The sequence below is a fragment of the Zoogloea sp. JDB1 genome (assembly GCF_056724025.1).
In genome coordinates, this window is sequence record NZ_CM161496.1 from 3,312,272 (window position 1) to 3,332,500 (window position 20,229).

Sequence of the window (20,229 nt, forward strand, 5' to 3'; positions counted from 1 at the left end):
TATTTTAGCGACTGTGCATGGGCTTATCGAGAATCATTTTGGGTGCGTTGCGCCGAGAAGGGCTGCGCCGAAACGGGATGAGCATGCCAGTGCCTGGGTTGGTCCAAGGTTGCGAGTTTCGCTGAATAGGCAAGTACGGCTGCTGTCGCCGGATAGAAACTCCTGGGTGACTTCGTGGATGCCAGCTGCGTCGGCGCGGAGCCAGGCGGACGGGCCGTCCGAGACAAAGCCGGCCCGCCTCGGTTTGCGGATGGCGTCACTGACGATGACGAGCCATTCGCCATCCTTCTCCGCTGCAAGCGGGATCTCGATGTCGGTGCTGCGTTGAATCGGCGCTTGCTGGCTGCTCCCGGCAGGGTAGAGCAGGCGGAAATCGTTGCGGTCGGCCGACAGCACGTACAGGTAACCCGCTTCGCTGCTGCTCACGCGCAGGCGGGTCGAGCCCGCTGTCGCGGATAGCTGGGTCACGTTGACGCGCCGCCGTTGATCGCGCTGGGCATGGATGACGCGCAGAACCTGGCGGGCGTCGCGGTTTGTCCGGTTGGTGGCTTGCAGTGCGAGGGCGAGGTCGCCATTGCCTGCAAGGCCGGGATGCTGGGTGCCAGGGGCGGCGGCGAGGCGTTGTCGACTGCAAGAGATCAAGGCTTCGCCGGTGGGCAGGCCCGAAGGACTGTCGGGGGCGGACTGCCCAGACAGGCAGGCATGGAGCGCCTGGCTGAAGACGCCACCGGCCGGCGTGCCGCCCGCGTTCTCGTTCGGGCGGCTGGCTGTCAGGATGAGGACGTTGGCCAGGAGGCGGCTGAACTCGACGCTGGGTTGAGTTGCCTTGCAGCCAGGATCCGACAATGCATGGGCAAAGCGGGGCGCGATCGTGGAGACTCCAGTGGGACCATCGCCACGGCCCGCGTCGAGGACAAGGAATACCTTGTCGGCCTTGCTGGCGAGCAGTTGCAGATGGTGAATCAGGTCTTCGAAGGAAAAGGCGCTGCGGTCGTGAGCCAGGATGGCCTCGCCGCATCGTCCGGATACCTGGCGATGCACGCCAAAGGCGGAAAGATATATGAAGGCACGGTCGCCGTTGCCCATATGGGCGTCGAGTTCGGCAAAGGCCTGGTGCAATCCGTCCTGGTCGAGTTCGCTGTCGGCGCGATAGCGGATATTGGCGTCGGGCACTCCGCTGAGGCGCGCTATTTCGGCGCCGAGACGGGCGTCGGCCTGGCTGCCCGCGAGCATGGTGGACGGGGTTCCGGAAGCCTGGCCGATCGTGAGGATCAGCGCATGCTGGTTGGCACGGGGGAGCGGACGCAATGTGCTGCTACCTGCGCCTGGGCTGGCGAGCATCTGGCCGCTGCCCGTCACGGTCCCGGCGATGCTGCGATCCAGGCTGACATCCCGCAGCCACCCCGTCCGTCCTCCGGCCGCTTCGACACGCGTCCAGCCGCTTTGGGTCTCGAGTACCTGCACTTCGGTTCGGCGCGCAACGTCCATGATGCTGTGCGCTCCGACGGACGGCTGCGCGCGCAGGGGCTCTGCGCGGATCAGCTGCGCGCTCTCCGCATGGCCGGCAAGTGGATGCAGGACGAGAGCTGCGGCGGCCAGCAGGGAGGCAAAGATGGGCTGTGGCATGACGCGGTGAAGGTCGAAGCTCGGGTCGCCGGATTATCGGGGCGAGACGATGACAAATGTAAGGAGATAATTCTCACGCGCCGTGCGGGATACCCAGCATCGGCCAACTCCGGCACAATGCGCCCCTGATCTGCTATCCGGTATGTCCGGTCCCTGATGTCTTACGAATTCCTCGTCGGCCTGCGCTATACCCGATCCAAACGACGGGCGCAGGGGCGCAATCGTTTCATTTCCTTCATTTCGCTCGTCTCCATGCTGGGTATCGCCCTCGGTGTGGCGGCGCTCATTGTCGTGCTGTCGGTGATGAACGGCTTCCAGCGCGAACTGCGTACGCGCATCCTGGGAGTTGCGTCCCATGTGCAGGTGACGGGTTTCGATGGCGAACTGGCCAACTGGCAGCGGGTTGCCGATGAGGCGACCAAGCACCCGCGGGTCAAGGCTGCGGCCCCATTCGTGCAGGCCCAGGGCATGCTGTCCTTCGACCAGACCGTGCAGGGCACGCTGGTTCGCGGGGTGTTGCCGGATGCCGAGGACAAGGTGGCCGATTTCGCACAGCATATGCGCGCTGGGCGGCTCGACGATCTGCAGCCCGGTGGCTTCGGCATCGTGCTTGGGGCCGATCTGGCGCGGGCGCTGCGGGTGTCGGTCGGCGATAAGGTGACGCTGATCGCACCGCAAGGGCTGGTCACGCCGGCGGCGATCCTGCCGCGCCTGAAGCAGTTCCGGGTGGTGGGGATCTTCGAGGTTGGCATGTACGAGTACGACTCGAGCCTGGCCCTGGTTCATCTGCAGGACGCCCAGACGCTGTACCGCATGGACGACCGGGTTTCCGGCGTGCGGCTCAAGATCGACGACCTCTTCGAGGCGCCGCGGGTGGCGCGCGAACTGGTCAAGTACGTGGATGCCGACTTGCTGGTGTCCGACTGGACCCGCAGCCATGCCAATTTCTTTCGCGCGGTGCAGATCGAGAAGAACGTGATGTTCATCATCCTGCTGCTGATCGTCGCCGTGGCGGCCTTCAACATCGTGTCCACGCTGGTAATGGCCGTGCAGGACAAGCAGGCTGACATTGCCATCCTGCGCACGCTGGGGGCGAGCCCCGGCTCGATCATGAGTATCTTCGTGATCCAGGGGGCCCTGATTGGTTTCATCGGACTCGCCATCGGCGTAATCGGTGGCGTCAGCCTGGCGCTGAACATCGATGTGGTGGTGCCGGCTATCGAACGGACCTTTGGCATCCAGTTCCTCGCCAAGGACGTGTATTACATCTCAGACCTGCCATCCGAGCTGCTGTGGTCGGACGTGATCGCGATCACCGTGGTGTCCTTCGTGTTGACGCTGGTGGCGACGCTCTACCCGAGCTGGCGTGCATCGCGCCTCAACCCTGCGGAGGCTCTGCGCTATGAATGACCTGACCAAGCCCCGTACGGTGCTGGAGTGCAAGGGGCTGTCCAAGTCCTTCCGGGAAGGTGCCGACGCACTGGAGGTGCTGCGGGATGTGAGCCTGTCGGTGGAGCGCGGCGAGCGCTTGGCCATCGTGGGTTCCTCGGGGTCGGGCAAGAGCACGCTGCTGCACCTGCTGGGGGGGCTGGATGTCCCGTCGGCCGGCGAAGTACGCCTGCTGGGCCGGAATTTCTCGGCCATTTCCGATGCGGAGCGGGGGCGCCTGCGTAACCAGTCCCTGGGCTTTGTGTACCAGTTCCACCATCTGCTGGCTGAGTTTTCGGCGGTGGAGAACGTTGCCATGCCCTTGTTCGTGCGGCGCATGGACAAGGAGCAGGCCCTGGCCCAGGCGACGGAAACCCTCAAGGCTGTGGGCCTCGGGCATCGGCTCGACCACACGCCCGGCGAATTGTCGGGCGGTGAGCGTCAGCGCGCCGCCATTGCCCGGGCGCTGGTGACGCGGCCGGCCTGTGTGCTGGCCGACGAGCCGACCGGCAACCTCGACCGCCAGACGGCGGAGAAGGTCTTCGGCCTGATGCTCGAACTGGCCGAGGAGAAGGGAACCAGTTTTGTGATTGTCACGCATGACACACAACTGGCCGCCAGGGCCAGCCGAGTTCTGCAGTTGCGCGACGGTGTTCTCGGTGCTGCCGACTGAGCGCTCTGCTGCACTACGCAGGGCTGGTTGCAGACGGGTTGCCTCTCGCAGCCCGGATATCGCTTCAATCTGCGCAAGTCTTTTCTAGACTGAATAACCCATAGCATTATCTGCGGCCCCGTAATTCAAGGGCTGCAGGGTTCCCGCCGATAAAGGGCGTGGCAGGCGTTCCGGCAGTCAACCAGATTTCCAGGAGTCAGCATGAAAGCCTTTTTTTCGCCAGCCGTGAGCATGCTTAATCGCATGCGCTACCCGGCCAAGTTTACGCTGTTGGGTCTGATCGCCTTTCTGGTGGTCGGCTTCCTGCTGGCTCAGCTGACCGTCTCCCTGCGTGCTGACATCGCCTTCACGGAAAAGGAGCTGAATTCGATGGACGGAGTGCCGCGGGTGCTCAAGCTCATCGAGCTGGTGCAGCAGCATCGCGGCCTGTCTTCCGGCGTGCTGAATGGCAACGAGGAATTGCGGCCGCGTCTGCAGAAGAAGACGGAGGAGGTCGTGGCGGCAGTCGCGGCGGCAGAGAGCGTGCTTGCCGCTGATGTGGCGCCGTCGGCCAGCAAGCGCTGGACGGAGGTCAAGACGGCTTGGGAGGCGATCCGTGGCGGCGGCCTGCAGATGCCCCCGCGGGAGAACCTGCAGGCCCATACCGCGATGATCCGCAAGATAGTGCTGACCCTGCATGACCTGGGTGATGACGGCAACCTGGCCCTCGATCCGTCCCCGGACACCTACTACCTCATCGATAACATGTTGCGGCGGGTACCGGACGTTTCGGAGCGTCTCGGCCGGCTGCGGGCCTTGGGTACTGGCGCGCTGGCAGCAAAGAGCGTGGATGAACAGCGGCGTTTCGACATCAGCTCCCAGTTGGGCGAGCTGAACATGGCGGTGACTGACCTGAACGAGAACTTCGACCGCTCCGGCATCGCTAATCTCCATATCAAGGGCACGTTGGATGCGCTGCGCAAGGAGTTCAATGCGGAGACCGCCAATGTGATCGAGCAGCTTCAGAATCATCTTCTGAAAGGGGATTATGAAATGGCCGCACCGGCCTATTTCGACATGGTCACCAAGAGCATCGACATCGTGTTTGCCAAAACCTACCAGGACCTGATCCCCGAGGCGCGGGGCTTGCTGGCCGCGCGCCTGGCCGCATCCGAGAAGAAGTTCATGCTGGCGGCGGTCCTGTCAGGCATATCGCTGCTGGTCCTGCTCTACCTGTCGATGGCCTTCTGCCTGTCGGTGATGCAGTCGGTGAGCGAGTTGCGGGCTGGCGCCAAGGAGTTGGCGGCGGGTAACCTGCGCGAGCGCATCAGGCTGTCGGCCCGGGATGAACTGCACCTGGTGGCGGACCAGTTCAACGAGATGGCCCAGGCCTTTTCCGACGTGATCACCAAGGTCCAGCGCGGCGCCAACGATGTGGCTGCGTCCGCGGTATCGCTGGCCAGTTCCGCATCCCAGGTTTCGAACGGCTCGGATCAGCAGAGCTCGGCCGCCTCGAACATGGCTGCAGCGGTCGAGGAGATGACCGTTGGCATCGAGGAGATCGCCAGCAGCGCATCGTCGGCGGAGGGCATTTCTGCTGAGTCCGGGCGCCTGTCTGCGGAAGGGGGCGCCGTCGTGGCCAGGACGGTGGCCGAGATGGAGCGGATTTCCGTGTCGGTGCGCGAGTCCGCTGACGTGATCCAGGACCTCGGCGACCAGTCGGCGAAGATTTCGGCCATCGTCAATTCCATCAAGGAGATTGCCGACCAGACCAATCTGCTGGCTCTCAATGCGGCGATCGAGGCGGCGCGTGCGGGTGAAACCGGTCGGGGTTTCGCCGTGGTGGCCGATGAGGTGCGGAAGCTGGCCGAGCGGACGGCCAAGGCCACAGATGAGATTACCGGCATGGTCGCGGCCATCCAGCATGGCACCAGCCGCGCAGTAGATACCATGCAGGGCGGTGTCGTGCGGGTGCAGGAGGGCGTGGAACTGGCGGGCCAGGCCGGGGCGTCGATGGATCAGATCCGCGCTGGCGCGAACCAGGTGGTGGCCGCAGTGACCGATATTTCTTCTGCGTTGCGAGAGCAAGGGGCTGCCAGTACCGACATTGCCCGTAACGTGGAGCAGATAGCCCAGATGGCCGAGCAGAATTCGGCTGCGGTGCGGGAAACGGCCAATACGGCGCGTCGTCTAGAAAACCTGGCCCAGCAGTTACGGGCCGAGGTCTCCCACTTCCATATCTGAAACCTGCTGCAGCGGCAGGCGCGTGCGCCACTGCAGCCGTCCTTGAGGGGAATCAATCCGGCAGCAGTGCGCCTTCCAGTTCCTGCCGTCCGAGAGGGGACGCCATCGCGATCACGTATTGCCCCGGTTCGAGCATGAATTCCTTCGGCGGATTGAAGACGAAATCGCCGCCACTGCGCACGGCGAGCAGCACGTAGTTGGGGCTGCGCAGGCGCAGGGTGTCCAGGGCACGGGGCTCGAACCGCTCCGGCACCTCGACCTCCTCTAGGCGCAGCTTGTGCTCGGAACGCAGCATTTCATCCAGAAAGGACACTACGTGCGGGCGGATCATGCTGGATGCGATCCGCATGCCGCCTGTGAAGTCCGGTGAGATCACGCTGTCTGCACCCGCCTTGCGCAGTTTTTCGGCATTGCGCACCTCGTGGCAGCGCGCCACGATGCGGATGCCCGGATTGAGCTGCTTGGCGGTGAACACGATCATCAGGTTGCGGCTGTCGTCGCCAGTGACGGCGAACAGGCCGCGGGCTTCCTTGATGCCGGCCGCCAGCAGCAGGTCGTCATCCGACGCATCGCCCCCCAGATAGATCAGGCCGGGCAGACGCTCCCGCTGGGCTTCCAGAGCGACTTCGTCGGCGTCGATGGCGACATAGTGCCGGTGGGTCGTGGTCAGTTCGTTGGCCACGTTGCGGCCCACGCGACCGAAGCCACAAATGATGAAATGCTGATGCAGTTTGTGGACCTGCTTTTCCATGCGTCGTCTCCGCAGGGTGTAGTCGAGATCGCTCTCGAGGAAAAAGACGGTGAGGCTGGTGAACAGAAAGGTCACCGCGCCAAAGCCCGCAAGGGCGATGAGGCCGGCGAAGAGCCGCTCGGCAAAGCCGTCGATTGGCACGACCTCTCCATAGCCGACCGTCGTGACCGTGATCAGCGTCATGTAGATGGCGTCGGACAGGTTCGCCTTGTCGCCTCCGGCCCAATAGAAGCCCACGGTGCCGAGGACGATCAGCCCGATCAGCACACCTGCCGCGTAGTAGATGCGCAGCAGGATGCGCGGCAACTGGCTGGCGCGGCTGGAAGGCTTCTTGGGAAGATGTCGTCGCCGCAGATGGAGGTGCTGGCGTAGTCGTCGCAGCAGCGCGAGGACGATGGAAATCTTCATGGTCGGTGTGCCCGCCGTTTATGCCAGTGGCGGATCAGGTAGGTTCGCCAGGCGAGACGGGTCAGCAGATAGCCTGAAAAGGCCAGCACGAAGGCCAGCGCAATGAGTCCGATTGCCAGCGGACGGCCAAGACCGATGAGCCAGTGCGTCAGGTCGATTATCCAGGCCACCAGCCCGGCTGAGCCCCATTCCGGCGGCTGGGTGAATTGGCCCACGCCAGGGGCAAGCATCCATTCACCGATCGAGAACGCGGCAATGTAGATCGGTACGATGGTGAAGGGGTTGGTGTACAACGTGGTGAACAGGGCAAGGGGCAGGTTGACCCTGAACAGCAGGCAGCAGATCGCTGCGCTGAGCATCTGGAACGGGCCAGGGATCAGGCCGCAGAACAGCCCGACAGCAATTGCGCCTGCCGCAGAGTGGCGGTTGAGGTGCCACAGGCGCGGATGGAGCAGTGTCGAGCCGAAGGGGGCGAGCCAGCGGTTGGCAGCCAGCGACGCGTGGTCTGGCAGATGGCGCTTCAGCAGTCGTCGCATTTTCTTGTTATTCGTCTCGGGCCGGGCCCTTCTCCTCAGGGCTGAATTCTAGCCGACGCAGGCCCTCTTGGTGTTTGCTGCCGTTGCCGCTAAATTGCGGCCCATGCGAATTATGTCAATAGGATTTTCTGCGGGGGTTCTCGGTTGCCAGATGGCAGCCGTGCTGCCGTCGTCGGAAGGTGTTCTGGGGCTTCTCATCGGAGCCGCAGTCAGCCTGCTCTTTGCCACGTGCGTCGCGTGGTTGCGAATGCATACGGTCGCCAAAGCGCTGCTGTTGCTGGCGACTGTCCTGGCCGGATGGGGTTTTGCGGCCTGGCGTGCCGAACTGCGCCTGGCCGACTCCCTGCCGATGGCGCTGGAAGGACAGGATGTGGCGGTGACAGGGGTGGTTGCCGGCCTGCCGCAGGACTTCGAGCGGGGGGTGCGCTTTACGTTCCGTGTCGAGGGCGGTGTGGAGGGGGTGCCGGAAATGCTGTCGCTGGCCTGGTACAAAGGCTTTCGTGACGACGAGTGGCACACGCTGCCGGCACTCCATGCCGGTGAGCGATGGCGGCTCACCGTCCGCCTCAAGCGCCCCCATGGCAACGTCAATCCCCACGGTTTCGATTACGAAGGCTGGTTGCTTGAGCAGGGGATTCGGGCCACCGGCTATGTGCGTCCGGATCGGGCTAATCAACGTTTGGATGCCTTCGTGCCGGGGATCATGAGCCTCGTCGAGCGCTCCCGGGAGTACATCCGGGCGCGTTTCCAGGAGGCCTTGCCTGAGGCTGAGTACAGGGGCGTGCTGGTCGCGCTGGCGATCGGCGATCAGCGGGCGATCAGTCAGGAGCAATGGCAGATCTTTGCCCGCACGGGAATTGCCCACCTCGTCGCAATCAGTGGCGCCCATGTCACGATGCTGGCGGCCCTGGTGGCCGGGGCATTGGGGTGGGGCTGGCGGCGCTGCCCGTGGCTGGCATTGCGCTGGCCGGCCCAGCAGGCCGCAGTGCTGGTTGGGTTCCTGGCGGCCTTCGGGTATTGCCTGCTGGCGGGATGGGGCGTGCCTGCCCAGCGTACGCTGTATATGCTCGGCTGCGTTGCATTGGCCCTGCTACTGCGCCGCGAGACCGAGCCGAGCCGGGTGCTGGCTTTCGCATTGCTGGTCGTCTTGCTCATTGATCCCTGGGCGATCCTGGCGGCGGGTTTCTGGCTGTCCTTCGGCGCGGTGGCACTGCTGTTGCTGGTCGGCAGCGGGCGTCTGCGTACCGCCGGCTGGCTGCATGAGGCCTTGCGCGCCCAGTGGGCGGTGACGTTGGGGCTGCTCCCGGCTTTGCTTGTGTTGTTCCAGCAGTTCTCGCTGGTATCACCGCTGGCGAACGGCATCGCCATTCCGCTGATCAGTTTCATCGTCACACCGCTGGCCATCGCCTACGCGGTCCTGCCGCTGCAGATGTTCGCCGACGTGGCGCACATGGCGCTGGCGGCCACGATGGTGCCGATCGAGTGGCTGGCGGAATTGCCTATGGCCCAGTGGCAGCAGGCGGCGCCACCCCCGGAGTTGGCCGTGCTCGCCACTCTGGGTTGCCTGTGGGCGCTGCTGCCGCGAGGGACGCCCGTGCGCTGGCTGGGGCTGGCGATGTTGGTGCCCGTAGTTGCATGGGCACCACCGCGGCCACCGCCGGGCGAGGCCTGGGTCGCCGTGCTGGACGTGGGGCAGGGTCTGGCGGTGCATGTGCAGACGGCCAACAGCGACCTGATCTACGACACCGGACCGGCCTTTTCCGCGGATGCCAACAGCGGCGAGCGGATCCTGCTGCCCTATCTGCGCGCGATGGGCGTGCAGCGACTCGACATGCTGGTGGTGACACACCAAGACAATGACCATGCTGGCGGCGCAGAGGCCGTACTAGCGGGCATCCCGGTCGGAGAGGTGCTGTTCTCCCTGCCGGAGAATCACCCCATACGCCTGATCGCCGACCGCAGGGGGCGCGCTTGTATGGCGGAGCAGGGCTGGGTTCAGGACGGGGTGCGCTTCTCGGTGTTGCATCCCGTCGGCGGTGGCGTTCCGCGCAAGAGCAATGACGCGTCCTGCGTGCTGCAGGTGGAGGCGGGTGGGCGACGCGTGCTGCTGAGTTCCGACATTGAAGCGGTCTCTGAGGCGGGGCTGCTCGGGCGCGATCCCGCCGGACTGGCCAGCGATGTGGTGGTGGCACCCCATCACGGAAGCCGGACCTCGTCCACACCGGCCTTCATCGCAGCCACGTCTCCGCGCTTGGTGATTTTCCCGGTGGGCTATCGCAACCGCTTCCGTCATCCGAATCCCGAAGTGTGGGCGCGCTGGGCTGCCAGCGGCGCGCGCCTGCTGCGGACGGATGCCAGTGGCGCGGTTCGGGTCCGGCTGGGGGCGGGAGAGGTGCAGGTGGATACTGCCCGCGAGGCCCTTCCACGCTATTGGCACGGGCGATGAGGGCGGACGACTGGCGGCGAATGTTATCCTTGAGCCCATTCTCAGTCAGTGAGCGAAGCGGATTTTCTCATGAGTATTTTCGAGCCTTATCGCCGCCTGCTTGCCCCCTTGCAGGTCGTGCCTTCCGATTCCGCCACCACGCCCTCCCTTGAGCCCCGGCTCCGCAGCGTGCAATGCGCCTCGCCCCACGGGCTGCACCGGATGGCGTATACGGAGTGGGGCGATCCGGACAATCCCCGCGTGTTGCTGTGTGTCCATGGCCTGACCCGTAATGGCCGCGATTTCGACGATCTGGCCCGTGCCTTGGCCGCCCGTTACCGGGTAGTGTGCCCGGACGTGGTCGGGCGCGGGCAGAGCAGCTGGTTGCCGGTGAAGGCCGATTACCAGTTGCCGACCTATGTGGCGGATATGGTGACGCTGATCGCCCGCCTCGACGTCGAGACCGTGCATTGGGTCGGAACGTCCATGGGGGGGCTGATCGGCATGGTGTTGGCGAGTTTGCCGGGCAATCCGATCCGGCGACTGGTGTTGAATGACGTGGGGCCGGTTCTGCCGGCGGAGTCCTTGCTCCGGATCGGGCAGTACGTGGGGCAGGCGCCGGTCTTCTCCAGTTACGAGGCGGCCGAGGCTTATATCAGGGCGGTCAGCGCGCCTTTCGGCCGGCTGACCGACGCCCAGTGGCGCCATCTGACCGAGCCGTCCGTCAAGCAGGTCGATGGCGGCTGGGCGATGCGTTACGACCCGGCGATCGGCGACGCCTTCCGCGACCCACAGATGGCGGATGTGGATCTGTGGCCGATCTATGAAGCCATCGGCTGTCCCACGCTGGTCCTGCGGGGGGCGGATTCCGACCTGTTGCTGCCCGACACGGCGTGCCAGATGGCCGCGCGGGGCCCGCGGGCGCGGGTCGTCGAGATTCCCGATGTGGGCCATGCGCCGACCCTGATGGATCCGGCCCAGATCACGCCGATCCGTGACTTCCTGCTGGAGGCGTGTTGATGCAGGGCGCGTGGCTGACTGCCTTCAGCGTCATGGACTGGATCGCCGTGAGCTGGTTCATTTTCTGCTGGACCGGCTATGGCTGGCTTGTCGAGCACGGTCCTGGTGGCACGATGCGCGGCCTGATGGGGGCCAGCCACGCCTTTCGCCTGGAATGGGGGAGGCAAATGCTGCGCCGCGAAGTGCGTGTGGCGGATTCCGGGCTGGTCGGCAACCTGATGCAGAACGTGTCCTTCTACGCCAACACCACGATCTACGTGATCGCCGGTTTGCTGGCGCTGCTCGGTACGGTGGACAAGCTGATCGATGCCGCGTCCGACCTGCCGTTTGCGCGGCACGTGTCGCGGGAGGTGTGGGAGGTCAAGCTACTGTTGCTGCTGATGGTCTTCGTGGTGGCCTATTTCAAGTTCACCTGGTCGCTGCGGCAGTTCAACATGCTGTCCATCCTGATCGGCGCGGCGCCACCGCCGGGAGAGGGCAAGGAAGAAGATGTGCAGCGTTTCGCCAAGGTGAACTCCTTGGCCGGGGACGAGTTCAACCGCGGCATCCGGGCCTATTACTTCGGCTTGGCCGCGGTGTTCTGGTTCGTGCACCCGTGGCTGTTCTTCGCGGTGACGAGCTTCATCGTACTGGTGTTGTACCGGCGCGATTTCCTGTCCCACACCTACTCGGCGATGCGCGCCTGATCAGCTGTCCTGCTCGAGCTTTACCGAGACCGAGTTGATGCAGTAGCGCAGCCCGGTGGGGGCCGGGCCATCTTCGAATACATGTCCGAGGTGCGCGCCGCAGTTGTGGCACAACACTTCGGTGCGCAGCATGAAGTGGCTGCGGTCCTCGGCCTCTTCGACGTTCTCCGGGGCTCCCGCAGTGTGGAAGCTCGGCCAGCCGCAGCCGGAGTCGTACTTGTGCTCGGACGAGAACAGGTCGGCGCCGCAGCAGGTGCACACGTACTTGCCCTGTTCGTGGCAGTCCCAATAACGGCCTGTAAAGGCGCGCTCGGTGCCCTTCTGGCGAGTGACGACGTATTCCTCGGGGGACAACTGGGCGCGCCATTCGGCGTCGGTCTTTTCGATCTTGCGGTTCATGTATCTCTCCGGTGGGGGATGCCGGATGGAGCGTCCGAAGGGCGGGAAGGTTCCCACCCATCGGGGGAGGATCAGTGCAGGTGCTTGGGCATCTGCTCTGCCTGCTCTTCGGGCAGTTCGGCGTGCACGGCTTCGCCTTCAGGCGAAGGGTACATGGGGGCACCGCAGTCGTCGCAGTATTCCATCGGGAACTCGTTGTCGAGGGTCAGGATGTCGGTGATACCGCAGGCACGTAGTGTGGCCTCGATCTGGCCCAGGGTTTCGACGCTCTCGTCCTCGGCGCCGAGAAGTGGCCACACAACGCCGTGCACCACGTCGCTTTGCCCGCGCAGGGTGAAGCCGATGCGGAATTCTTCCACCTGCCGCTCGAAGAACGGCGCCACGACAGCCCGCAGACTGGCGGCCGGCGCGTCCATCGTAGTGCTGAGGAAGGCGACCGAAGCCTGGATGGAGTAGGGGCGGGACATCTTGTCCGCCTCACGGCTGGCAGCGAAGTAGGCGTCCGGCAATACGACTTCGAAGGCACAGCCGGTGAGCAGCGGGGTGATGCAGGCTCCGCCTTGGGCACGCCATTGTTCCAGTGCCTGGTCGCGGGTGCAGTCCTCTTCCTGCCAGCGGAAGATCGGGGCACCCTTCGGGACGATGACCGCGCCGAGTATGTAGCGGTTGTCCGACAGAAACTGGGCGGTCTCCGGCAGGTTATCGGTCTTGATGTGCAGGTCGCTGTCGTTCTCCGCGGCACGGCCGATGTGGGTGGCCAGATCGGCGGTGGCGCAGTAGCCCTGCGGCAACTGGTCGGGACTGAACAGGAAGTCGGCGAGGGCCAGCTTGACACCATTGGCCAGTACGTGGGCCTTGAGTTGTACGCGCAGGTTGGCCATCACGGCGGCTGCGATCGGTGCGGCCGGAATGCGGTAGCGGGACCAGGCCATCACCGGCACGGCGATCAGCAGCACGTCCTGCTGACCGTCGGATTTGAGGGCGCCTTCGGCCCGCGACTCGATCATGTCAGCGAGCTCGTCGTAGGCGTGGACGCTGGCCGTGCTGAGGTGGTCGAGGGCCGTCGTCAGGGTGTCCTCGTCTTCGGCGCTCAAAAGATGATCAACCGCGGCTGCCAGTCGCAGGTCCCAGAAGTGGTCTTCGGCACGGCTGCTCGAATCGGCAAGACCGTTGGCGAGCCACAGCAATTGTTCGGCGTCCCGCGGCAGTCCGCCGCGACGCCCGAGTCGATTACGTTTCATCGGGGGGCTCTCCGTGTAGTTATGGATTGGACAGTGGGCGTCCGTTGGGGATTCCCGGTATTAATAGGTGAGGGGATCGATGCGCACTTCCTGCAGGATGATGGTGGAGATTTCTTCGATGGACTTGGTTGTGGAGTCGAGCCACTTGATGCCTTCGCGCTTCATCATGCGCTGGGCTGCCTCGATTTCCGCTAGGCAATTGTCGATGGATGCGTAGCGGCTGTTGGGCCGGCGTTCCTGGCGGATCTGGGATAGGCGATCCGGGCCGATGGTCAGGCCGAACAGCTTGTGGCGGAAGCGGGAAAGCTCGCCGGGCAGCTTGTTGCGTTCGAAATCCTCGGGAATCAGCGGATAGTTGGCCGCCTTGATGCCAAACTGCATCGCGAGATAAAGGCTGGTCGGTGTCTTGCCGGAGCGGGATACGCCGACAAGGATCACGTCGGCCTCGGCGAGGTCTGCGTTGGAGACACCGTCGTCGTGGGCCAGCGTGAAGTTGATGGCCTCGATGCGTTTTTTGTAGTCATGGCTGTCGGCAATGCCATGGAAGCGCCCAGCCGTGTGGGTGGAGCGTTGTCCGAGTTCGTTCTCCAGCGGTTCGATGAATTTCTCGAACAAGTCGAGGAAGAGTGCATCGGCTTCCCGCAAGGCGGCAACCGCCTCGGGGTCCACCAGCGTATTGAACACGATCGGGCGGATGCCGCTCTCGATGGCCGCATCCCGGATCTTGAGTGCGCAGTCGCGGGCCTTCTCTGGGGAGTCGATGAAGGGCATGCGGTGATTGCGGAAACGGGATTCCGGAAACTGCGCGAGAAGACTGTGGCCAAGGGTCTCGGCCGTGATGCCTGTTCCGTCGGAAATGAAGAATACGGGGCGGGTCTGAGTCATGAACGTGCCAACAGGAAAAAGGACATGTTTGTCGGCCGGGAGGCCGAGGGCAGGTCTGCATCTTATCCCATTCTTGCCGTTGGGCTCCGTTTGAGCCCCGGATGCGCCGGCGCCCCCAAATTGCCCTGATATGCATTCCGCCTGAAGTGGGCATGGTTAGGATAAACCCTGCATGCGGCGGGGCAACAAAACGACTTACAATACGGCCCGACGACGTGAGTCGCCCCAGATTTACTTTCTTCATTACCTCCCCAGGAAGAGTCCTTTTATGGCCCGTAACGTCATTCCTTTCCAAGAGCTGCGCATGTCCGATGTCGAGCAGGTTGGTGGCAAGAACGCCTCCCTCGGTGAAATGATCAGCCAGCTGCCGTCCAGCGTGCGTGTGCCTGGTGGTTTTGCCACCACGGCCGATGCCTACCGCGAGTTCCTGTCCCATCAGGGCTTGGCGGAGCGCATCAGCGCCGCACTCGACAGCCTGGACGTGGATGACGTGGTAGCTCTGGCGAAGACCGGCGCACAGATCCGCCAGTGGATCGTCGATACCCCGTTCCCGCCGGCCCTCGAAGCCGAGATCAAGGCTGCTTATGATCAGCTGACCGCCGAAGGTGATGGCAGCTTCGCAGTGCGCTCCTCCGCGACCGCAGAAGATCTGCCTGACGCTTCTTTCGCCGGTCAGCAGGAATCCTTCCTGAACATCCACGGCTACGAAAACATTCTGCACGCCATCAAGGAAGTGTTCGCGTCACTGTACAACGACCGCGCCATCGCTTACCGCGTGCACAAGGGCTTCACCCACGCCGAAGTCGCCCTGTCCGCGGGCGTGCAGCGCATGGTGCGCTCCGACATTGGCGCTTCCGGCGTGATGTTCACGATGGACACCGAATCCGGCTTTGACGGCGTGGTGTTCATTACCGCTTCCTACGGCCTTGGCGAAACCGTTGTTCAAGGCGCGGTGAACCCGGATGAGTTCTATGTTCACAAGGCAACCCTGGCTGAAGGCAAGCCGGCGATCATCCGCCGCAACCTGGGCTCCAAGTTGATCAAAATGGTCTTCGCCGACAAGAAGGAAGCCGGCAAGTCCACCCGCACCGTCGATGTTGCCGAAGCCGAGCGCAATGTGTACTCGTTGACTGACGCAGACGTGCTCGAGCTCGGCCGTTACGCGACCATCATCGAAAAGCACTACGGTCGTCCGATGGACATCGAGTGGGGCAAGAGTGGCGACGATGGCAAGCTGTACATCCTGCAGGCCCGTCCGGAAACCGTGAAGAGCCAGCAGTCCGGCCATGTCATGGAGAAGTACCGCCTCAAGCAATACGGCAAGTCGCTGACCCACGGTCGTGCCATCGGCCAGAAGATCGGTGCCGGTCACGTCCGCATCGTCAAGGACGCTTCCGAAATGAACCGCGTCCAGGCTGGTGACATCCTCGTCACCGACATGACCGATCCGAACTGGGAGCCGGTGATGAAGCGCGCTGCCGCCATCGTTACCAACCGCGGCGGTCGTACCTGTCACGCGGCAATCATTGCCCGTGAGCTGGGCATCCCGGCCATCGTCGGTTGTGGCAACGCCACCGAAGTGCTGGAAGAGAACGACGAAGTCACCGTCTCTTGCGCCGAGGGCGATACCGGCTACGTGTACCGTGGCAAGCTGGAGTTCGAAGTGGTCACCACCGACATGGGCAACCTGCCCGACATCCCGGTGAAGATCATGATGAACGTTGGCAATCCGGAGCTGGCCTTCGAATTCGCGCAGATCCCGAACGGCGGCGTTGGCCTGGCTCGTCTCGAGTTCGTGATCAACAACATGATCGGCATCCACCCGAAGGCGATCCTCGAGATCAACCAGGTGCCGGCCAGCCTGCGCGCCGAAATCACCCGCCGTTCCCGCGGCTATGCCACGCCGAAGCAGTTCTTCATCGAGAAGCTGGTTGAAGGCGTTGCCACCATCGCGGCGGCCTTCTATCCGAAGCCCGTGATCGTCCGTCTGTCCGACTTCAAGTCGAACGAGTACCGCAAGTTGCTCGGTGGCGAAATCTACGAGCCGGAGGAAGAAAACCCCATGCTGGGTTTCCGTGGTGCGTCCCGTTACATCGCCCACAGCTTCCGTGACTGCTTCGAGCTCGAATGCGCGGCAATGAAGAAGGTGCGTAACGAGCTGGGCCTCACCAACGTGCAGTTGATGGTGCCTTTCGTGCGTAACCTGGACGAGGCCAAGGGCGTCGTCGAGCTGCTGGCCGAACACGGCCTGAAGCAGGGCGAGAACGATCTCAAGCTGATCATGATGTGCGAGATCCCGTCCAACGCGCTGCTGGCTGACCAGTTCCTCGAGATCTTCGATGGATTCTCCATCGGCTCCAACGACCTGACCCAGCTGACTCTCGGTCTGGACCGCGACTCCGGTCTGGTGGCGCACTCCTTCGATGAGCGCGATCCTGCGGTCAAACAGCTGCTTTCGATGGCCATCCAGAGCGCCAACAAGCTCGGCAAGTATGTCGGCATCTGCGGCCAAGGCCCGTCCGACCACGCCGACTTTGCCGAATGGCTGATGGACGAAGGTATCCAGACCATTTCCCTCAACCCGGATACGGTTGTGGATACGTGGCTGAAGCTGGCTGCCCATCAGAAGGGCTGACGTTTCGCTGTCACGGATGGAAAAAAAGCCGGGGGAACCCGGCTTTTTTGCGTTCGCAGCCTGCGTCGTATGGAAAGGAATGCCGAAGCTCTGATAGTGTCTTGATACGTCCGTCATTGATGGCCGGCAACGCGAGGAGGTGGCATGGAATTCGAGTGGTGGTACTGGATCGTGCTGGGCATTGCATTGGTCATTACCGAACTGGTCGTGCCGGCCTTTTTCGTCATCTGGTTCGGCCTTGGAGCGTTGCTGGTTGGGCTATCGTTGGTGCTGCTACCTGCTCTCGGCGTGACAGCGCAGGTGTCGCTGTGGATACTGGCCTCACTGGCGATGGTCGTGCTTTGGTTCAGAGTCTTCAAGAAGAGTGATTACAAGACCCGGATTGGGCAATCGGACGGCAATGCGATTGGTGAGATTGGTCTGGTCTCCAAAGCTGCAACCTCATTCGAGCGGGGCAGGGTTCGTTTTCAAAAGCCATTGCTCGGCTCCGAGGAGTGGGAGTGTGTGGTCGAGGAGTCCCTAGCCGTCGGAGAGCGTGTACGGGTTGTGGCCGTGGAGGGAAGTTTCCTGAGGGTGGAGAAGCGCTAAGAAACGTGAGGAGTGGGTGATGAGTGCTGGGTTTATCGTGGTGCTGGCAATTCTGGTCTTTGTCGTGGTGACCATTGCAAAGGGGGTGCGTATCGTGCCCCAGGGCGAGGAGTGGATCGTCGAGCGCTTGGGTAGGTACTTTGGGACTTTGAAGCCTGGTCTCAACATCATCATTCCGTATCTCGATCAGGTGGCCTACAAGCTCGTGACCAAAGACATCATTCTTGATGTTCAGGAGCAGGAGGTCATTACCCGGGATAACGCAGTAATCCTTACGAATGCAATTGCCTTCCTGAAAGTGACCGATCCGGTTAAGGCGGTCTATGGCGTTACGGATTTCTCGGAGGCTATCCGCAACATGATCATGACAACCTTGCGATCCATTATTGGTGAGATGGAGCTCGATGAGGCGCTTTCCAGCCGCGACAAGATCAAGGCTCGTCTGAGGGAGAGCATTGCGGATGAGGCCATCGATTGGGGGCTGACGGTCAAGTCGGTGGAGATCCAGGACATTAAACCGTCTCCGTCCATGCAGAAGGCCATGGAGCAGCAGGCCTCGGCCGAACGGGAGCGCAAGGCGCTGGTCACTCGTGCCGAAGGGGCGAAGCAGGCGGCCATCCTGGAAGCTGAGGCACGTCTCGAAGCATCCAAGCGAGATGCCAATGCGCAAGTGATGCTTGCTGAAGCGTCTGCCGAAGCCATTCGGCGCGTAAGTGCCGCGGTTGGGACGGAGAGCGCGCCGATGCTGTTCCTGCTAGGGGAGAAATATATTGCATCGCTCGAGCGCCTGGGAGCGTCTGAAAGCGCCCGGATCGTGGTGTTGCCTGCCGATCTGCAGGAGGCGGTACGGGGGCTGATCGGTGGCGTCGCCAAGCCCTGAAGTGCAGCTTGTTGGAGTGAGGTGCGGAATGGAGTTTCTTCGCGGGCTCTCGCCCATGTAGGATAGCTCGCCTATGCTCGCCTATATCGTCCGTCGGCTGCTTTACGCACCGCTCATCCTTGTCGGTGTAAATCTACTCACTTTTGCCCTGTTTTTCGTGGTGAACACGCCGGATGACATGGCGCGCATGCAGTTGGGAGGCAAGCGCGTGACACCAGAGGCCATTGAGAGATGGAAGGTTGAGCGCGGCTACGACAAACCGCTGCTGTTCAATGTAGAAGCCCATGGTGTGGGGAGGCTGACGCAAACGGTCTTCTTTGAGAAATCCTTGAGGATGTTTGTCTTCGACTTTGGCCGGGCGGATGATGGACGGGATATCGCGACCGAGATCCGCAGCCGGATGGGGCCGTCACTGGCCATTGCGTTACCGACCTTCGTGTTGGGCTTGTTTGTCACGGTCGCCTTCGCGCTGCTGCTAGTTTTCTTTCGAACGTCGTACCTTGATTTTTGGGGCGGGGTGTTGTGCGTCGGAATGATGTCCATTTCGGGGCTCTTTTACATCATCGGTGGGCAGTGGCTCGTTTCCAAAGTCTGGCACCTCGTCCCTATTTCTGGCTACGGTCAGGGGGCTGACGTCTCCCGCTTTCTCCTGCTTCCAGTTCTGGTAGGTATCGTGGGAGGAATCGGGGCGAGTTCCCGCTGGTATAGAGCGATCTTTCTCGAGGAGGCAGGAAAAGACTACGTGAGGACGGCCAGAGCGAAGGGCCTGTCCGAACTGCAGGCCTTGTCCCGGCATGTATTGAAGAACGGCATGATCCCCATCCTGACGGGGGTGGTGGTTGTGATCCCATCCTTGTTCATGGGCAGCCTGCTGACCGAGTCCTTTTTTGGCATACCCGGGTTGGGGAGTTACACGATCGACGCGATCAATGCGCAGGATTTTCTGATCGTACGGGCAATGGTTTTCATCGGAGCGCTGCTGTACATCGTGGGACTGCTATTGACGGATTTATCCTACACGTTGGTCGATCCACGGGTGAGGTTGGAGTGATGGCCTTTCAGCCCGTCTTGCTATGGACCGACATGTTGCTGTTCGGGCTGCTCGCCTGTATTGCCTTGGCAATAGGTCAAGTCCGGCAGAGTGAGCCTTTGCTGGCGGCTTGGCGTCGTGTCGGTGAGAGTAATGTTGGGATGGCTTCCCTCACCATCTCGCTGCTGTTTTTGCTGGTGGGGGTGGTCGATAGCTTGCATTACCGCGCGCGCCTTGTTGTAGAAACAGGATCGAAAGAGCAATTGTCGATCGAGGTCCGTAGCCTTTTCGATGCGCTTGCTGAGCCTCTGCGATCCAGGGTGGAAAAGACCTACTCGGCACCGCTTGCCTATCGCCTTTTTGCAAGAGAGACCATCGAAGGGGCGGATGGCGTGCAGCGACGAGAGTCTCCGAGATTGAGGTTCGGCGGTAGTGGGTTGCAGTATCCGGAAGACGATCACGCAGGGGATGTGCTGGGACGTGTTGGTATTGGGTTGGCAGTAGCGGCAAGCTCATGGGGTGTGCTGGCGCTTGTCCTAGTGAAGTGGGTTGCTCTGTCTCGCAGCGTACCTCTCGGTGCGGCCTGGAGAGCAATATGGAGAGGACGAGGGGGCCTAGCTTGGCGTGCTATGCTCGCGACCGCCGGTGTCGTCTGTATTTTTGCTGGGCCGCTAATCGCCCTGGCGGGTGAATATCATGTGTTTGGCACAGATAAGGTTGGGCAGGATGTGTTTTATCTGACGCTCAAGAGTATTCGCACGGCGCTTGTCATCGGTACACTCACAACCTTGGTGA

The 20,229-nt window shown here is 62.6% G+C and carries 17 protein-coding genes (1 of these 17 running past the window's edge); 11 read left to right on the plus strand and 6 right to left on the minus strand.

Annotated elements, in window-relative coordinates; genetic code table 11:
- Nucleotides 1-33 precede the first annotated feature (33 nt).
- Complete coding sequence (locus tag AC1PPK_RS14915; RefSeq protein WP_481113832.1) at nucleotides 34-1,626, minus strand: SH3 domain-containing protein; 1,593 nt, start codon at nucleotides 1,624-1,626, stop codon at nucleotides 34-36.
- A gap of 156 nt (nucleotides 1,627-1,782) precedes the next feature.
- Here AC1PPK_RS14915 and AC1PPK_RS14920 point away from each other — a divergent pair, with 156 nt between their 5' ends.
- The 3 genes from AC1PPK_RS14920 (at nucleotide 1,783) to AC1PPK_RS14930 (ending at nucleotide 5,950) form a co-directional block, all read left to right on the plus strand.
- Nucleotides 1,783-3,036 carry a lipoprotein-releasing ABC transporter permease subunit gene (locus AC1PPK_RS14920; RefSeq protein WP_481113833.1) on the plus strand — a complete coding sequence of 418 codons (1,254 nt, stop codon included), beginning with the start codon at nucleotides 1,783-1,785 and terminating at the stop codon, nucleotides 3,034-3,036.
- The gene (lolD, locus tag AC1PPK_RS14925) at nucleotides 3,029-3,727 is read left to right on the plus strand and encodes a lipoprotein-releasing ABC transporter ATP-binding protein LolD (protein ID WP_481113834.1); all 699 of its coding nucleotides are present in this window, start codon (nucleotides 3,029-3,031) and stop codon (nucleotides 3,725-3,727) included. Before AC1PPK_RS14920 ends, lolD begins: the two co-directional genes overlap by 8 nt.
- 201 nt (nucleotides 3,728-3,928) lie before the next feature.
- The gene (locus tag AC1PPK_RS14930; protein WP_481113835.1) at nucleotides 3,929-5,950 is read left to right on the plus strand and encodes a methyl-accepting chemotaxis protein; all 2,022 of its coding nucleotides are present in this window, start codon (nucleotides 3,929-3,931) and stop codon (nucleotides 5,948-5,950) included.
- A 52-nt stretch (nucleotides 5,951-6,002) separates the two neighbouring features.
- Here AC1PPK_RS14930 and AC1PPK_RS14935 read toward each other — a convergent pair whose 3' ends face one another.
- Nucleotides 6,003-7,109, minus strand: a complete 1,107-nt coding sequence (locus AC1PPK_RS14935; protein ID WP_481113836.1) for a potassium channel family protein — start codon at nucleotides 7,107-7,109, stop codon at nucleotides 6,003-6,005.
- Nucleotides 7,106-7,645: a DUF2062 domain-containing protein gene (locus AC1PPK_RS14940; protein WP_481113837.1), complete on the minus strand. Its 540-nt coding sequence runs from the start codon at nucleotides 7,643-7,645 to the stop codon at nucleotides 7,106-7,108. The genes AC1PPK_RS14935 and AC1PPK_RS14940 overlap by 4 nt, the downstream gene beginning before the upstream one ends.
- Before the next feature lie 151 nt (nucleotides 7,646-7,796).
- Between AC1PPK_RS14940 and AC1PPK_RS14945 the strand changes: the two genes are divergently transcribed.
- The 3 genes from AC1PPK_RS14945 to AC1PPK_RS14955 all read left to right on the plus strand — a co-directional run bounded on the left by AC1PPK_RS14945 (nucleotide 7,797) and on the right by AC1PPK_RS14955 (nucleotide 11,776).
- The gene (locus tag AC1PPK_RS14945) at nucleotides 7,797-10,091 is read left to right on the plus strand and encodes a DNA internalization-related competence protein ComEC/Rec2 (protein WP_481113838.1); all 2,295 of its coding nucleotides are present in this window, start codon (nucleotides 7,797-7,799) and stop codon (nucleotides 10,089-10,091) included.
- 69 nt (nucleotides 10,092-10,160) lie between these two features.
- Entirely contained in the window at nucleotides 10,161-11,090 is a 930-nt protein-coding gene (locus tag AC1PPK_RS14950; RefSeq protein WP_481113839.1) for an alpha/beta fold hydrolase, read from the plus strand.
- Entirely contained in the window at nucleotides 11,090-11,776 is a 687-nt protein-coding gene (locus AC1PPK_RS14955; RefSeq protein WP_481113840.1) for a DUF599 domain-containing protein, read from the plus strand. Before AC1PPK_RS14950 ends, AC1PPK_RS14955 begins: the two co-directional genes overlap by 1 nt.
- On the opposite strand, the gene msrB is transcribed toward AC1PPK_RS14955, so the two are convergent.
- The 3 genes from msrB to ppsR all read right to left on the minus strand — a co-directional run bounded on the left by msrB (nucleotide 11,777) and on the right by ppsR (nucleotide 14,301).
- Nucleotides 11,777-12,175: a peptide-methionine (R)-S-oxide reductase MsrB gene (msrB, locus tag AC1PPK_RS14960; RefSeq protein WP_481113841.1), complete on the minus strand. Its 399-nt coding sequence runs from the start codon at nucleotides 12,173-12,175 to the stop codon at nucleotides 11,777-11,779.
- 71 nt (nucleotides 12,176-12,246) lie between these two features.
- Nucleotides 12,247-13,416, minus strand: a complete 1,170-nt coding sequence (locus AC1PPK_RS14965; protein ID WP_481113842.1) for a DUF2863 family protein — start codon at nucleotides 13,414-13,416, stop codon at nucleotides 12,247-12,249.
- 60 nt (nucleotides 13,417-13,476) lie between these two features.
- Nucleotides 13,477-14,301 carry a posphoenolpyruvate synthetase regulatory kinase/phosphorylase PpsR gene (gene ppsR, locus AC1PPK_RS14970; RefSeq protein WP_481113843.1) on the minus strand — a complete coding sequence of 275 codons (825 nt, stop codon included), beginning with the start codon at nucleotides 14,299-14,301 and terminating at the stop codon, nucleotides 13,477-13,479.
- A 268-nt stretch (nucleotides 14,302-14,569) separates the two neighbouring features.
- Between ppsR and ppsA the strand changes: the two genes are divergently transcribed.
- The 5 genes from ppsA to AC1PPK_RS14995 form a co-directional block, all read left to right on the plus strand.
- On the plus strand, nucleotides 14,570-16,936 hold the full coding sequence (gene ppsA, locus AC1PPK_RS14975; RefSeq protein WP_481113844.1) for a phosphoenolpyruvate synthase: 2,367 nt from the start codon (nucleotides 14,570-14,572) through the stop codon (nucleotides 16,934-16,936).
- Nucleotides 16,937-17,080: 144 nt separating this feature from the next.
- Complete coding sequence (locus tag AC1PPK_RS14980; protein WP_481113845.1) at nucleotides 17,081-17,524, plus strand: NfeD family protein; 444 nt, start codon at nucleotides 17,081-17,083, stop codon at nucleotides 17,522-17,524.
- Between the two features lie 19 nt (nucleotides 17,525-17,543).
- A complete protein-coding gene (locus AC1PPK_RS14985) occupies nucleotides 17,544-18,404 on the plus strand; it encodes an SPFH domain-containing protein (protein ID WP_481113846.1) in 861 nt (286 codons plus the stop codon).
- Nucleotides 18,405-18,477: 73 nt separating this feature from the next.
- Nucleotides 18,478-19,455 carry an ABC transporter permease gene (locus AC1PPK_RS14990; protein ID WP_481113847.1) on the plus strand — a complete coding sequence of 326 codons (978 nt, stop codon included), beginning with the start codon at nucleotides 18,478-18,480 and terminating at the stop codon, nucleotides 19,453-19,455.
- A protein-coding gene (locus AC1PPK_RS14995) for an ABC transporter permease (protein ID WP_481113848.1) crosses the window boundary here: on the plus strand, nucleotides 19,455-20,229 show its 5' portion. The gene runs 629 nt beyond the window's last position; only the first 775 of its 1,404 coding nucleotides appear in the window; the start codon lies at nucleotides 19,455-19,457; its stop codon lies off the right edge, out of view. The genes AC1PPK_RS14990 and AC1PPK_RS14995 overlap by 1 nt, the downstream gene beginning before the upstream one ends.

Excerpts from the sequence above, each read along its gene's own strand:
- AC1PPK_RS14915 (WP_481113832.1), bottom strand. The coding sequence starts at position 1,626 with ATGCCACAGCCCATCTTTGCCTCCCTGCTGGCCGCCGCAGCTCTCGTC.
- AC1PPK_RS14920 (WP_481113833.1), top strand. The coding sequence starts at position 1,783 with ATGTCTTACGAATTCCTCGTCGGCCTGCGCTATACCCGATCCAAACGA.
- lolD (WP_481113834.1), top strand. The coding sequence starts at position 3,029 with ATGAATGACCTGACCAAGCCCCGTACGGTGCTGGAGTGCAAGGGGCTG.
- AC1PPK_RS14930 (WP_481113835.1), top strand. The coding sequence starts at position 3,929 with ATGAAAGCCTTTTTTTCGCCAGCCGTGAGCATGCTTAATCGCATGCGC.
- AC1PPK_RS14935 (WP_481113836.1), bottom strand. The coding sequence starts at position 7,109 with ATGAAGATTTCCATCGTCCTCGCGCTGCTGCGACGACTACGCCAGCAC.
- AC1PPK_RS14940 (WP_481113837.1), bottom strand. The coding sequence starts at position 7,645 with ATGCGACGACTGCTGAAGCGCCATCTGCCAGACCACGCGTCGCTGGCT.
- AC1PPK_RS14945 (WP_481113838.1), top strand. The coding sequence starts at position 7,797 with ATGGCAGCCGTGCTGCCGTCGTCGGAAGGTGTTCTGGGGCTTCTCATC.
- AC1PPK_RS14950 (WP_481113839.1), top strand. The coding sequence starts at position 10,161 with ATGAGTATTTTCGAGCCTTATCGCCGCCTGCTTGCCCCCTTGCAGGTC.
- AC1PPK_RS14955 (WP_481113840.1), top strand. The coding sequence starts at position 11,090 with ATGCAGGGCGCGTGGCTGACTGCCTTCAGCGTCATGGACTGGATCGCC.
- msrB (WP_481113841.1), bottom strand. The coding sequence starts at position 12,175 with ATGAACCGCAAGATCGAAAAGACCGACGCCGAATGGCGCGCCCAGTTG.
- AC1PPK_RS14965 (WP_481113842.1), bottom strand. The coding sequence starts at position 13,416 with ATGAAACGTAATCGACTCGGGCGTCGCGGCGGACTGCCGCGGGACGCC.
- ppsR (WP_481113843.1), bottom strand. The coding sequence starts at position 14,301 with ATGACTCAGACCCGCCCCGTATTCTTCATTTCCGACGGAACAGGCATC.
- ppsA (WP_481113844.1), top strand. The coding sequence starts at position 14,570 with ATGGCCCGTAACGTCATTCCTTTCCAAGAGCTGCGCATGTCCGATGTC.
- AC1PPK_RS14980 (WP_481113845.1), top strand. The coding sequence starts at position 17,081 with ATGGAATTCGAGTGGTGGTACTGGATCGTGCTGGGCATTGCATTGGTC.
- AC1PPK_RS14985 (WP_481113846.1), top strand. The coding sequence starts at position 17,544 with ATGAGTGCTGGGTTTATCGTGGTGCTGGCAATTCTGGTCTTTGTCGTG.
- AC1PPK_RS14990 (WP_481113847.1), top strand. The coding sequence starts at position 18,478 with ATGCTCGCCTATATCGTCCGTCGGCTGCTTTACGCACCGCTCATCCTT.